The sequence below is a fragment of the Thermostichus sp. OS-CIW-32 genome, from assembly GCF_054060415.1.
This window is the reverse complement of the sequence record NZ_JBSSDD010000005.1, coordinates 186625-200475: the sequence shown is the minus strand read 5'-3', so window position 1 is coordinate 200475 and position 13851 is coordinate 186625. Positions and strand designations below refer to the sequence as shown.

The following is a 13851-nucleotide window of genomic DNA, read 5'->3' as shown; positions in this document are numbered from 1 at the left end:
TATAACGTGACATCCTCCCGACGCTGACCCTACGGGTACAGCGCGGGCTTCCTAACCTCACGGTTAGGCATTCCTGCCCCACGCCACTTATCTAGGTCATAGACCCCCGACAGAACGACTTGGCAGGCTGTTTCCGTTCCCCAGAGTCCCTGGGCTACTACATTCTCTAGTCCACGATGCAAAACCATTTCTGCTGCTGCATGATCCCGATGCGTCCGATACCCACACTCAGGACAATGATGCTCCCTTGCTGTCAACGTTTTGCTGACAGTAGCAAAACATTTGGGACAGGTTTGGCTAGTCCCGTTGGAGTTGACTTTAGCGAAGTACACTCCACGTTTCCAGCACACCCATTCCAACAGAGACAGAAATTGTCCAAAAGCGACATCGACACAATCTTTTCGCAGCATTCCCCCTGTCAAGCCTGTGACATTGAGGTCTTCTGCAAAGATGGTTTGCGCTTGGTCACAAAGCTTATGAGCCGTCTTTAGGTGGAAATCTTTACGACGGTTCGCAATCCGATGGTGCATTCTGGCAACTTTGATTTGTGCCTTCTCCCAGTTTCGTGACCCCTTCTGTTTTCGTGCCGCTCTGCGTTGCAGCAATTTCAGCTTGCGTTGCATCGACCTAAAAAACTTGGGTCGCTCCTGGAAGCTGCCATCTGAAACCGTCAAAAACCGTTCCAATCCCAGATCAATCCCAATCGCACGACCGTGAACCGGAGCATCGGGAATCGATATGTCCGATTCGATGGTAACGACGACATACCATTGCGTCCCTCTTACCTTGGACAGTACCCTCACCTGCTTGACCTTGAACCCATCTGGGATAGGACGATGCAAGTTGATAGGCACTTTTCCTATCTTTGGTAGCTTGATACTGCTGCCGGAGATGGGATTGTCCTTGAACTGGGGAAACACAAAAGACTTAAATTGGCCTTGTTTCTTGAAACGGGGAAACCCATATCCCCGCTTCTGGAATGCCTCCCAAGTATCATGCAGCCTGCGAATCGTAGTCTGCAAGACCTGAGAATGCACCTTGGCCAAATGCGGGAATTGCTTCTTTGCTTTGGGTAGGTTATTTTGCTGACGATAGCAAGACGGGAATGGCTCATCGGCAGGAATGATGTATTCCTTCTCCAGTGAGCATCTGTCTATGGGACACTTACGGGAAGCAATCCAGTCTTTGAGTTCGCGCAAAGCGTAGTTGTACACGCCTCTGCACGTCTCAAGCCACGACCGCAGCTTGGCCTGCTGCGCGGCATCTGGATAGATCCGGTAAGTGTAGTTCATGGTCAGCATAGTGGCAGTTTACCACAAGCTATAGCTGCTGGTAAATACTTGTCTTATCCCATCGAGAGAATCGACAAGTGCGGGGAGTCCATGTATCCCGACGCTGATGCTTTGCATACAGCGCGGGACTTATAGCTCCCCGCGCCCCTCCTTTGTTAAGCCCAAGTCAAGGAACGCTCACCCAAGTCGGCTACATCCACTAGGACTGGGATCCAAGCCCACTTTCTCTCTCCACCCATAGTGGAGTACGGATCCCCACAACTCTTCTTGCGCTCAAGCGAAAGATTGCTGTGATCAATGATCAATGCTGCTTTTTGCCCGATTGATAAGGGATCCCCAAAAGCTTGTCAGGGGGTGATCTGGAACTCCAGGTTGTAGGTTTGGAGTAAGTTTATGGTTTCGTGATCGGTGATGTTGGTGTCGGCCAGCTCCAAGTTGTAGAAATCGATGAACTCTTCGTGGTCAAAATAGGGGCCGGCATGCCAGGTACCCATCTCCAGTTTGATAAAGCGATCCCCAGGCACCCGAAAGGCTTGAATCTGATCCACGTGCAGCTCATCGGCAGGGGGTGCAACACCAATAAACCACTCCTTGCCATTCAGGGATCCCAGGCACTGGGTGCAGCGGATGTGGTGGGTGATCTGAGTAAACTTGAGGCCGCGGCGAGGCAAGCGCATGATGTAAAAGCGGGGCTGCCCTTGATTCAAGAACAACTGAGCATCTTGACTGTCGAAGGGTTTGTGATCGGGAGTGGGGCAAATGACCTGTCCGTAGGGGGCAAAGTTTTCCGGTTCAGCGAGATGGGCCTTCAGTTGGCGCAATTGGCTGGTCACCCTGCTCTTCTCCTTTGCGTTTGACGAGCTGTCTTGTGTCTCACTGTTGCCCTACAACGTGAGCACGAGGGCGTGAAGACGCAAACAGCCCAGCGAACCCCATTCTATCGAGACTTGGCCAGGCAGCTTCCCTTCTGGGAAGGGATCCCTGAGCAAGCCCAAGCTGCTCAAGGTCGCAAGTACAATGGGAAAACTTCCCAGCCTCAGCAGAGCAAATGGCGATGCAGCGGGACTTGCAAGAGCTGATCATCTCCCCAGCTCAAGTTGAAAGCCTCTCTCAAGTGCCGGTGGCTTGGTTGTATCGGCCTCGGCCCGTTCGTCGTTTTAAAGACCGTCTGCGCCAGTTCTCCGCTTTCTGGGATCTCCTACGCTTGCTGGTGACGCTGGACTTGTTCTTGCGTTTCTTGACCTTCTGGACAGGGGGATCCCTACTTACCCTGGTGGGGCGGATTTGGATCCCTGGCCTACAGGCCACTTGGGGCACTTGGCTGGTGGAATGGGGGATCCTGGCGGCTATTGCCGCCCTGGGCCAAGCCTATTGGATTTTCCGCAGCCGTCGCATGCCGCTGCTGTTGAACTTGCTGGGGGAGGTGGATCGCTACAACCGAATCATCCAGGCCATCCACGTCAACGACCAGTTGGTGGAAGCGGGCAACCCCGAGGTGAAGCTGGCCCAGAGGGCTGAGGTGATCGAAGCGCTGAAGCTGACCCGGGCCGATCTCATCCGTGCCTTGAAAACCGAACGGATCTTGCGGCAAAACGAAGACCTGATCGAGCAGCAGAGCGAGTTCTTCGGCGATAACTTGGCAGCTTTGACAGCTCTGCAGGTGAGCGAGCAGGCCAGCGAACAGGGTCGTATCCTAGAGACTGCTTTACAGATTGCTTTGCAGGTGCGCTCCCAAATCCGCCGCTTACAAGAGCGAGAAGCCAACCAGGCCCCAAACAGGGATCCAGACAAGATTGAGAAAGATCAGCAGGATAGAGATGGCAACTCAGATGGGCAGTGAAACAGATGGTTATTTTTGTCGGCAGGCGGCGCTGTGGGTTCTAATCCTTGGGAGAAAGTTGAGGTTGATTGCACCGCGTTAGCAGGTCGGAGACCGAAATTGGAGTGACCCCATCTCCCTGATTGGTGCTAAATCCCCGCTCTGCACTATTCCGCACTGTCAAGATCGCCTGCCGGCGCTACACTGGGGCTTGTCTTGGATCCCTCTGTCATCCACACACCTCTAGATGAGCCTTTTGGCCCGCTCCCTCAGCTACGCCCAGAACCACAGCGACATGCTGTTTCAAGCTTTCGTCCAACACCTGCAACTGGTGGCGGTGCCTTTAGGAATGGGGCTGCTGTCGGGTTTGCCGCTGGGCTTTTTCAGCTCCCGCTCCCAGATGCTTTCTCTGGTGGTGATCAATGCGTTTAGCAGCCTGCGGGTGATCCCCAGTTTGGCCATTTTGTTTTTGGCTATCCCCTATTTCGGCCTCAGCTTTCGTTCGGCAGTTGTCGCCCTAACCCTTCTGGCGTTGCCCCCCATTCTGATCAGCACGGATGTGGCCTTCCGCAGCCTTGAGCCGGCCCTACGGGAAGCTGCCCTGAGCATGGGCATGACTCCTGGCCAGGTGTTACGGCACGTGGAGATCCCTTTGGCCTTGCCGGTGATCTTGGCCGGTGTTAAAACGGCTACCATTGAGGTGATTGCCAGTGCTACTCTGGCAGCGTTTATCGGCGCAGGAGGGCTGGGTACTTTCATTACCCTAGGGTTTGCTCTCTACGACAACGCCATCCTGCTGGTGGGGGCGGTTCCAGTGGCCCTTCTGGCTATTGCGGCCGAGATCGGCCTTGGCACTCTGCAGCGGGCTTTGGAACCTCCCCAAGCCTGAGGTTCTGTGAGGGATCCCATGCCGTCTTCCTCTAGTTCTTCTGAAGTGCGATCCCGGTGGCCTTTCCGCTCCATTCCTTTGCGGGTGGCGTTGCTGCTGCCCCTAGTGCTCTCAGTAGCAGGGGGAGTGGGGGGAGTGGCCTATCTCTCCTGGCAGGGCGGGCGACACCTGGCGCTGCGCTTGACGGAGCAACTGAGGCGGGAAGTTACCGACCGCACCGAAGAGCATCTTGCCAGATATTTGCAAATTCCCCTTCAGATCAATGCCCTCAATCAAGGGGCAGTGAGGGGGGGGCTGCTGCCCGATTTGACAACCCCCAGCCCAGCCGATCTAGAGGTGCTGGAAGCTCACTTTGCCCGCCAGTTGCAGCCATTTCCTGAGCTCAGCTATGTCGGCTTTGTCTCGGCTCAAGGGGGGTTTGTGATCGCCCGCCGTCACGCCGATGGGTCGATCTGGACTTACCACACCCCCAGCCTGCTGCCGGGATCCGTCCAGGGCCGCCAACGGGATCCGGAAACAGGGGATCCCACAGGGTTCACTCGCCGGTTGGGCTTTGTGGATCTGAGGCAGTTGTTCTGGTTTCCCCAGCTCCTGCAGTCGGAAGGGATCCGCGACACTTGGGTGGTAACCCGATTTTTTGCGGAGCTTCCTGCCCAGGATCCAGAGCGGCTGATCATGACGTCCCTGTCTCTGACCGACTCGGAGGGGCGGGTTTACGGCAGCTTAGTGGCTTCCCTCTCCGTCCGGCAGCTTCAAGCCTTTCTGGAACAGATGGAAGGCCGTTCTCCCATGGGGGCGATCTTTCTGCTGGACGAGGAAGGACAGGTGGTGGCCAGTACGGCGGGGCCTGCTCCCCATCCGCTGCTGGTGGCTGTGCAAGAGCAGGTGGGCTCCTGGGAGACGGCCTCTTCTCAGAATTCGCTGCGCCTCGTGGTTGGCGGGATCCCCTACTGGGTGGAGGTGGAGTCCCTCCAGAGTAAAGGGAGGCTGGGCTTTTATTTTGTGCATGGGATCCCAGAGGCAACCCTTCTGGCCAAAGTCCATCGGAGCGCCCAACAGGCTGCGCTGCTGGGGGGTGGGCTATTGCTGAGCATGCTGGGGACAGGGATCCTCCTCGGCGAAGCTCTCTCCCGTCCCCTGCGCCGCCTCACCCAAGTAGCCGAGCAATTTATCCAAAGCGGTTTCCAGCCCTGGCCCCCTTTGGATCCCGGCCCCATCCAGGAGGTGCAGACGCTAACCAAAGCCTGGCAGCAGGCGGCAGCAGCTCAGCAGGCCCTGCTGGATCGTCTGTGGCAGCAGCAGCAAGAATACCGCGCCGTGGTGGAGCAGCAGACAGAGCTCATTTGCCGCTTTCGGCCCGATACCTGCATCACCTATGTCAATCCTGCCTATTTGCGCTTCTTCGGTCGGCGGGCAGAGGAGGTGGTGGGCCAACCTTGGCGGGATCGGCTGCCGGAAGAAGAGCAGGCTAAGGTGTTGCAAGCTTTTGCTGCTCTCACGCCTGAGCATCCTTTCTACTGCAGCGAGCGGGAGTATCCCGGAGAAAACGGCCAGTCCCGCTGGATTAGCTGGGTGGATCAGGGCATTTTCGACAGCCAAGGCCGCTTGGTGGAGATCCTGTCGGTGGGGCGGGAGATCACCGAGCAAAAGCGGGCAGAACAACAGTTGCAAGCCCTCAACCGGGAGCTAGAAGCCCAGGTGGAGCTGCGCACGGCCAAGCTGCAGCAGGCCTTGTATTTTGAGGGGGTGCTGCGCGCCCTCAGCAGCCGGATGGTGGTCAGCCTAAACGAGGGGGAAATCCTGGAAGAAGTGGTCAAAACCCTTGCCGAAGCGCTAAGCCTGACCTGCTGCCAAATCCTGCTGCTCAAGGACTCCGTCCGAGTAGCGCGAACAGAAGATGGGTCAACCTGGATCCCTGGCTACTGCTACTCCCCCCTTCTCTCTTCTGATGCAGCTCAGGGCGACAGGGCGGATCCCTTGCATGGGCCAGACTACGCCAGCGACCCGGAGTTCCTGCGCCTGCTGCAGTCCCATTCTTCCTCACAGCAGAAATGGGAAATCCACTGCTGTTGTCGGAAGGAAGGACGCTGGGTGCGGCTGCTGGCCTGCACCCTTTGGGACAGAGAGAAGCGGCTGGGAGCTTTGCTGTTGGAGCGGCTGCCGGAGCAAGAGTTTTCCGAAGACGAGATTCAACTGGCCTATCAGGTGGCCAACCTGTGTGCCCTGGCCATCCGCCAAGCCCGTTTGTACCAAGCAGCCCAAGCGCAGGTGAAGGAATTGGAGCGGCTGAATTTGCTGAAGGATGATTTCCTCAGCACCGTCTCCCACGAGCTGCGCACCCCCCTGACCAATGTGCGCATGGCCTTGCAAATGCTGCAAATGACCCGCGATAACCCCGAGAAACAGCGGCACTACTTCACCATTGCCCTGAAAGAGTGCAACCGGCAAATCGAGCTCATTAACGACCTGCTGGATATGCGACGGCTGGAAGCCGGGACGTATCTGCTGCAACCAGAGAATATTTTTCTGCCGCGGTATTTACAAGATTTGCTGGCCGGGGCTCAGCCTTTGGCCCAAGCCAAACATCAACACCTGCAACTGCACCTGGAGTCAGGGATCCCCTCGCTTTGGGCCGACCCCACCTGCTTGGGGCGCATTCTGCGCGAGCTGCTGCACAACGCCATCAAGTACACGGCCCCCGAGGGATCCATCCACCTGCGGGTTGTCTCAGAAGGAGAGGGGATCCTCTTCGTCTGCAGCAACAGCAGCGAGATCCCAGAGCCAGAGCTGCCCCGCATCTTTGAAAAGTTTTACCGGATCCCGCAATCGGATCGCTGGAAGCACGGCGGCACCGGCCTGGGGCTGGCTTTGGTGAAGCAACTGGTGGAGCACATGGGGGGGAATATCTCCGTCAACAGCTCGGACGGATGGACCCACTTCCAAGTTTGGTTGCCCCAAGGTGAGGATCCTGCTCCGCCATTGCCCGGCCCACCCCCAATGTCAGAAGACCTCCCCTTTTGGAAAGAGGCTGGGGGTGAGGGGCATACCTGACCCCTATCCCGGCAAGACTTGTTGCTGCCAGAGGGCCTCCAGTTGCACCGTGTATTCGGAGTTCACGATGGGCACTGCCCCGGCAATGGCCTCTTGAATGGGGATCCCGGCGGCAGCCTCCAGTTGGGCAAAAGCTGTTTGGTAGTCGGCAGACAACCGGCTGACATCAATGAGCGGCAGATCCCCCCAAACCTCCGGCTTGAACTTTTCCAGCTGCCCCTCCGGGCTGGCCAAGACCTCTGCCAAGACCATCGCCCCCCAAGGATTGGCCGCATTGATGGGAATGGCTGTAAACGAGGGATCGATCAAGCTGGTGCCCGGGATCCCATAGGGGGTGGTGCTGGGGGGAAATTGGCCGTTGCCCTTGCGTAAGATCACCTGATCGATAAAGGTGGGGATGAGCCACACTTCGCCGTTGGCAAAGAGCTCCGCCAGGCGGGCAAAGGTGGGCGGGTAGGTTTGGCCCTGTCTCCACAGGAAGGGATCCAGCTTTCTCAGGTATTCCACCAGGGCAGGGGATTGTCGCGCCCAGAGATCGGCATCGAAGTCCGGCCCGCTGTACTGGGCATAGCCCCCGGTCACGCCGTAGAAGGCGCTCAACAAAAAGCGGCTGCCATGAAAATCCGGCGGGGCCACGTAGGTAAATCGCCCTGGATTGGCCTCTGCCCAAGCCAACAGTTCGGCGTAGCTCTGGGGGGGATTGGGTACCCGTTCGGCATCATAGGCCATCAAAAAGTAGTTGCCGGTGTAGGGCGCAGAATAGCCCTCGGTGGGCAGGCCAAAATCCGTTTCAATATCGGCGGGATCATAGAAGGTCAAGCTGGGCAATTTGTGAGCAAAAGGGCCGTAGAGCAAATTCCCCTGCTTGAGAGTGCGGAAGTTGTTGCCGTTGATCCAGATGAGATCGATGCTGCCGCCGCTGAGCAGCCCGGCCTGTACCTCCCCAATCACCTTGTTGACTGCTTCAACGGTATCCGTGAGCGGGATCCGGTTCAAGCGAATGCCATAACGCTCCTGCAACTGGCTTTTCACCCAGCCATCCACGAAGCCATTGATGGCCTCGCTGCCGCTCCACATGGCCCAGTTGACAGAGCTGCCCCGCGCCCGCTCCAGAATGTCTGCCCAGCTCAGGGATCCCAGATCCACCGAACTCTGTGAGGTATTCTGGGCCAACGGAGAGCCTTGACCCAACACCCAAGCCCCCAGGGATCCCAGGCCAGCCAACACCTGCCGTCGCTTCCAGAAAACGCTTTTGGGTTGCATAGCCTTGCCTCCACCCCCATCCAACTTTCAGGTTTCAGATTCAACTTAAACTCTCCCCTCTTCCTTGGGGAAAGGGGCTGGGGGTGAGGGATCCCCGCCAACCCCCACAGGCCACAGAGCCTCTGGCGGCAAATGGATCCACACTGCCTGCCCCGGCGCAAACACCTGATGGGGAGCCACCCAAGCCTGCAGACTGCCCCAAGGGGTTTGTAAGGTCAGCCGTCGCTGGGTGCCCGCAAAGCGTTCCGCCATCACTTGAGCGGAGAAAACATTGTCGGCCAAGCCGGGCGGCTGGGGAAGCACCTGCACCTGTTCCGGGCGCACCGTCAGCCGCACCTGACCTTGGAGTGGCGCGGCGCTTTTCAAGAGGATCCCGTTGTTGAGGCGAAGCTGGTGACCCTCCGCCTGCGCATCGAAAAAATTGACCCCGCCAAAAAAGCGGGCAATGCGCTCGGAGCGCGGCTGCTGATAGAACTCCACAGGGGATCCCACCTGGTGTAGCTGCCCCTCAAACATCAGGCCGATGCGTTGGGCCATGGCTGTGGCTTCTGCTTGATCGTGGGTAACCAGCACCGTCGTCACCCCTGTTTCCGCCTGCAGCTCCAGGATGAGGGCCTGCATCTCTTGGCGCAGGTTGGCATCCAGGGCCGATAAAGGTTCATCCAACAGCAGCACCTTGGGCCGAATCACCAAAGCCCGCGCCAGGGCCACCCGCTGCGCTTGTCCGCCAGAAAGCTGGCTGGGCCGACGCTGAGCAAAGCCGGCCAATTGCACCCGCTCCAACATGCGCCAGGCGGCAGCCTCCCGCTCTGCCCGGGGAATGCCCCGCATTTTCAGGCCAAAAGCAACATTCTCCCCCACGCTCAGGTGGGGAAACAGGCGGCTGTGTTGGGACAGCAAAGTCACGCCGCGCCGTTCCGGCGGCAGAGGGTTGAGGGGGATCCCGTCCAGCCAGATTTCCCCCGGATAGGGCAAGGGATCCGGCTCCAGCAGGCCAGCGATGAGATTGAGGGTGGTGGACTTGCCGCAGCCCGACGGCCCCAGCAGGGCGAAGATCTCTCCTGCCTCCACGCTCAAAGACAAATCCCTGAGGACAGGGATCCCTCGCTTGTGGAAGCGCTTGCTGAGATGGCGGAGAACAAGGTGGCCCATGCTTGAGTTACCGATCAACCTCCCAAAGGGCTCTCAAGCTCTCCCAAATTAGAACACCCAAATTAGAACAGAAAATACCGCTGCGCCATGGGCAGCACCTCTGCCGGCTCACAGGTGAGCAGCTCTCCATCAGCCCGCACTTCATAGGTCTCCGGGTTCACCTCAATGTGGGGAGTGGCGGTATTGAGTTTCAAATCCGCTTTGCCGATCTCGCGGCAGTTTTTGACCGCTACGGCCCGGCGCTGGATCCCCAATTTCTCCGGGATCCCCAAGTCTAGAGCAGCCTGGGAGACAAAGAGGAGGCTGGTCTCGGTCAGGGCGCGGCCAAAGCTGCCGAACATGGGGCGGGGGTACACCGGCTGCGGGGTTGGAATGGAAGCATTGGGATCCCCCATTTGGGCGTAGGCAATCAGGCCCCCCTTCAGGACGATTTCCGGCTTAACCCCAAAAAAGGCCGGCTTCCACAGACACAGATCCGCCAGTTTTCCCACCTCCACCGACCCGATGACGTGGCTGAGTCCTTGGGCGATGGCGGGGCAGATGGTGTACTTAGCCACGTAACGCTTGGCCCGGAAGTTGTCGTTGCGGCTGCTGTCTTGCGGCAAAGGCCCCCGCTGCACCTTCATCTTGTGAGCCGTCTGCCAAGTGCGGATGATTACCTCCCCCACCCGGCCCATGGCCTGGGAGTCGGAAGAGATGATGCTGAACACCCCCATGTCATGCAAGATGTCTTCGGCGGCAATGGTTTGGGGGCGAATGCGGCTTTCGGCAAAAGCAATATCCTCCGGCACATTCTTGCTCAGGTGGTGACACACCATCAGCATGTCCAGATGCTCTTCGATGGTGTTGCGGGTAAAGGGGCGGGTGGGATTGGTGGAGCTGGGCAGCACGTTGGGCTCGGAGGCAATGCGGATGATGTCGGGGGCATGCCCACCCCCGGCCCCTTCGGTGTGGAAGGTGTGAATGGTGCGGCCATTGATGGCGGCGATGGTATCTTCCACAAAAGCCGATTCATTTAAAGTATCGGTGTGGATGAGGGTTTGGATGTCGTACTCATCCGAGACTTGCAAACAGCTGTCGATCACCGCCGGCGTGGATCCCCAATCTTCATGGATCTTGAGGCCGCAGGCCCCTGCCTCCACCTGTTCCCGCAAAGCTGCGGGAAAAGCCGCGTTTCCCTTGCCAAAGAAGCCCAAATTGACGGGGAACCCCTCCGCCGCCTGCAACATTTTGCCCAAGTTCCAAGCTCCAGGGGTGCAGGTGGTGGCGTTGCTGCCGGTGGCCGGCCCGGTTCCGCCCCCCAAAAGGGTGGTCACTCCCGAAGCGATAGCAAACTCGCACAGCTGCGGGCAGATGAAATGCACATGAGCATCGATCCCTCCCGCCGTCAGGATCAGGTTCTCCCCGGCAATCACCTCGGTGCTGGGGCCCACCACCATGCCCGGCGTCACCCCCGCTTGGATGTTGGGGTTGCCGGCTTTGCCGATGCCGACAATGTAGCCATCGCGAATGCCCACATCCGCCTTGACAATGCCCCACCAGTCCAGGATCAGGGCGTTGGTGATCACCAGATCCAAGGCCCCGTTGGCGCGGGTGGCCGTCGGCGATTGCCCCATGCCATCGCGGATGGTTTTGCCGCCCCCAAACTTAATCTCCTCGCCGTAGGTGGTGAAATCCTCCTCCACCTCGATGATCAGTTCGGTATCCGCCAGGCGCACCCGATCCCCTACGGTGGGGCCGTAGTTGCTGACGTATTGGCGACGGGGAATCTCTAGGGTCATAGGGTGGTATCTGCAAAAGGGCTGCCAGGGTTTTACCACACATCCCCACCCAGGGGATCCCTTGCTGCTTGTTGTCTGGTTTCAACCCTTCATTAGAACCCATTGGGTCGACTGAAAATTCGTTACATATATTTACATCTATGATCGAAAAAACAATTGCCAATCGACTCCAGCCTCGATGGGACAAGGGATCCCTCGTTTAATTATTGTGAAGCAACTGAGGGCTCACAAACCCTGACCTATAATGCCAGGTAAGTCCTGCCCTGGGGGAATCTTCTGCCAAGGGGTAGGGATGCTTCGTTCCTTGTCGCAAGAGAGGAGTTCTTGATGACAACTACGCCAAAGGAGCGAGAGCCGAAGGTCAAGGTGTCGGTTGATGTGGATCCGGTTCCCACCTCATTTGAGAAATGGGCCAAGCCGGGGCACTTCGACCGCAGCCTATCCCGTGGCCCCAAGACCACGACCTGGATCTGGAACCTCCATGCTCTTGCTCATGACTTCGACAGTCACACCAGCGACTTAGAAGACGTCTCTCGTAAGATCTTTTCCGCTCACTTCGGCCACTTGGCAGTGGTTTTCGTCTGGCTGAGCGGCATGTACTACCACGGAGCTCAGTTCTCCAACTATTCTGCTTGGCTGGCGGATCCGATCAACGTCAAGCCCAGCGCCCAAGTGGTCTGGCCCATCTTCGGCCAAGAGATCCTGAATGGGGATGTGGGCGGCGGCTTCGAAGGGATCCGCATTACTTCTGGTCTATTTCACCTCTGGCGAGCTGCCGGCATCACCAATGAGTTTCAACTCCTCTGCACCGCCATCGGTGGCTTGGTGATGGCCGGGTTGTGCCTGTTCGCCGGCTGGTTCCACTACCACAAGCGGGCTCCCAAGCTGGAGTGGTTCCAAAATGTGGAATCGATGCTCAACCACCACCTGGCGGGCCTGCTGGGGCTGGGTTCTTTGGCCTGGGCCGGTCACCAAATCCACGTGGCCATTCCCATCAACAAGATGTTGGATGCGGGCGTGCCGGCTGATCAGGTGCCTTTGCCCCACGAGTTCATCCTCAAGCCCGCCTTGATGAAGGAGATGTTCCCCAGCGTGGATTGGGGCATCTTCAGCGGGGTGGTGCCCTTCTTTACCTTGGATTGGGGCAAATACGCGGAGTTTCTCACCTTCAAGGGTGGCCTGGATCCGCAAACGGGCGCCCTCTGGCTAACCGATCAAGCCCACCACCACTTGGCCATTGCCGTGCTCTTCATCGTGGCCGGCCACATGTACCGCACCAACTGGGGCATCGGCCACTCCATTAAAGAGATCCTGGAAGCCCACAAGGGCCCCTTCACCGGCGAAGGCCACAAAGGTCTGTACGAAGTGCTCACCACCTCTTGGCATGCCCAACTGGCCATCAACTTGGCCATGGTGGGATCCCTGAGCATCATCGTGGCCCAGCACATGTACGCCATGAACCCCTACCCCTACATGGGCATCGACTACGCCACCCAGATCTCCCTGTTTACCCACCACATGTGGATAGGCGGCTTCTTCGTGGTGGGGGGTGCTGCCCACGGGGCCATCTACATGGTGCGGGACTACGACCCGGCGGTGAACCGCAACAACGTGTTGGATCGCGTACTGCGCCACCGCGACGCCATCATCAGCCACCTGAACTGGGTGTGTCTGTTCTTGGGCTTCCACGCCTTTGGCTTCTACGTCCACAACGACACGATGCAGGCCCTGGGCCGTCCGCAGGACATGTTCTCGGACACCGGCATCCAACTGCAGCCCATCTTTGCCCAGTGGATCCAGTCGCTGCACACTTCGGCCATTGCCAGCACCGCTCCCTATGTGGGCGCCTCGGTTAGCCCCATCTTTGGTGGCGACGTGGTAGCTGTGGGCGGCAAGGTCTCCATGATGCCGATGGTGCTGGGCACGGCGGACTTCATGGTGCACCACATCCACGCCATGACCATCCACATCACGGTGCTGATCCTGCTCAAGGGGGTGTTGTTTGCCCGCTCTTCCCGGTTGATCCCGGACAAAGGCAAATTGGGCTTCCGCTTCCCCTGCGATGGCCCGGGCCGCGGCGGCACCTGCCAGGTCTCCGGCTGGGATCACGTGTTCCTGGGGCTGTTCTGGATGTACAACTGCATCTCCATCGTGATCTTCCACTTCAGCTGGAAGATGCAGAGCGACATCTGGGGCACCGTCAACGCCGATGGCACGATTGAGCACATCACCGGCGGCAACTTTGCCACCAGCGCCATTAACATCAACGGCTGGTTGCGGGACTTCCTGTGGGCGCAATCGGTGCAGGTGATCAACTCCTACGGCTCGGCGCTGTCGGCTTATGGGCTGCTCTTCTTGGGCGCTCACTTCGTCTGGGCCTTCAGCCTGATGTTCCTGTTCAGCGGTCGCGGCTACTGGCAGGAGCTGATTGAGTCCATCGTTTGGGCCCACAACAAGCTAAAAGTCGCTCCGGCCATTCAACCCCGCGCTCTGAGCATCATTCAGGGTCGGGCGGTCGGTGTGGCCCACTACCTGTTGGGAGGGATCGTCACCACCTGGGCGTTCTTCCTGGCACGGTTCGGCGCACTCGGCTAAGGCAAGGAG

Annotated in this window: 9 protein-coding genes; 4 read left to right on the top strand and 5 right to left on the bottom strand. The window is 58.4% G+C overall.

The window, feature by feature from the left end; genetic code table 11:
- Positions 1 to 29 precede the first annotated feature (29 nt).
- Both ACVWY8_RS08260 and ACVWY8_RS08255 read right to left on the bottom strand, forming a co-directional pair.
- Positions 30 to 1292 (bottom strand): RNA-guided endonuclease InsQ/TnpB family protein, encoded by a 1263-nt coding sequence (locus tag ACVWY8_RS08260; protein WP_457394247.1) that lies wholly within the window; start codon positions 1290 to 1292, stop codon positions 30 to 32.
- A gap of 347 nt (positions 1293 to 1639) precedes the next feature.
- A complete protein-coding gene (locus ACVWY8_RS08255; RefSeq protein WP_011431703.1) occupies positions 1640 to 2125 on the bottom strand; it encodes an ureidoglycolate lyase in 486 nt (161 codons plus the stop codon).
- A gap of 215 nt (positions 2126 to 2340) precedes the next feature.
- Between ACVWY8_RS08255 and ACVWY8_RS08250 the strand changes: the two genes are divergently transcribed.
- The 3 genes from ACVWY8_RS08250 to ACVWY8_RS08240 all read left to right on the top strand — a co-directional run bounded on the left by ACVWY8_RS08250 (position 2341) and on the right by ACVWY8_RS08240 (position 7051).
- A complete protein-coding gene (locus tag ACVWY8_RS08250; protein WP_457394245.1) occupies positions 2341 to 3132 on the top strand; it encodes a hypothetical protein in 792 nt (263 codons plus the stop codon).
- Between the two features lie 226 nt (positions 3133 to 3358).
- Complete coding sequence (locus tag ACVWY8_RS08245) at positions 3359 to 4000, top strand: ABC transporter permease (protein ID WP_457394243.1); 642 nt, start codon at positions 3359 to 3361, stop codon at positions 3998 to 4000.
- 18 nt (positions 4001 to 4018) lie between these two features.
- Positions 4019 to 7051: an ATP-binding protein gene (locus ACVWY8_RS08240; protein WP_457394241.1), complete on the top strand. Its 3033-nt coding sequence runs from the start codon at positions 4019 to 4021 to the stop codon at positions 7049 to 7051.
- Between the two features lie 3 nt (positions 7052 to 7054).
- Here the strand turns inward: ACVWY8_RS08240 and ACVWY8_RS08235 are convergent, their stop codons facing one another.
- From ACVWY8_RS08235 to ureC, 3 genes are all read right to left on the bottom strand, one after another.
- Positions 7055 to 8314 carry an ABC transporter substrate-binding protein gene (locus ACVWY8_RS08235; RefSeq protein ID WP_457394238.1) on the bottom strand — a complete coding sequence of 420 codons (1260 nt, stop codon included), beginning with the start codon at positions 8312 to 8314 and terminating at the stop codon, positions 7055 to 7057.
- 45 nt (positions 8315 to 8359) lie between these two features.
- Positions 8360 to 9466, bottom strand: coding sequence for an ABC transporter ATP-binding protein (locus ACVWY8_RS08230; protein ID WP_457394235.1), 1107 nt, complete (start codon positions 9464 to 9466; stop codon positions 8360 to 8362).
- Positions 9467 to 9528: 62 nt separating this feature from the next.
- Positions 9529 to 11247, bottom strand: a complete 1719-nt coding sequence (gene ureC / locus ACVWY8_RS08225) for an urease subunit alpha (protein WP_414351194.1) — start codon at positions 11245 to 11247, stop codon at positions 9529 to 9531.
- 327 nt (positions 11248 to 11574) lie between these two features.
- Between ureC and psaA the strand changes: the two genes are divergently transcribed.
- Positions 11575 to 13842 carry a photosystem I core protein PsaA gene (psaA, locus tag ACVWY8_RS08220; protein WP_414351196.1) on the top strand — a complete coding sequence of 756 codons (2268 nt, stop codon included), beginning with the start codon at positions 11575 to 11577 and terminating at the stop codon, positions 13840 to 13842.
- Positions 13843 to 13851 lie beyond the last annotated feature (9 nt).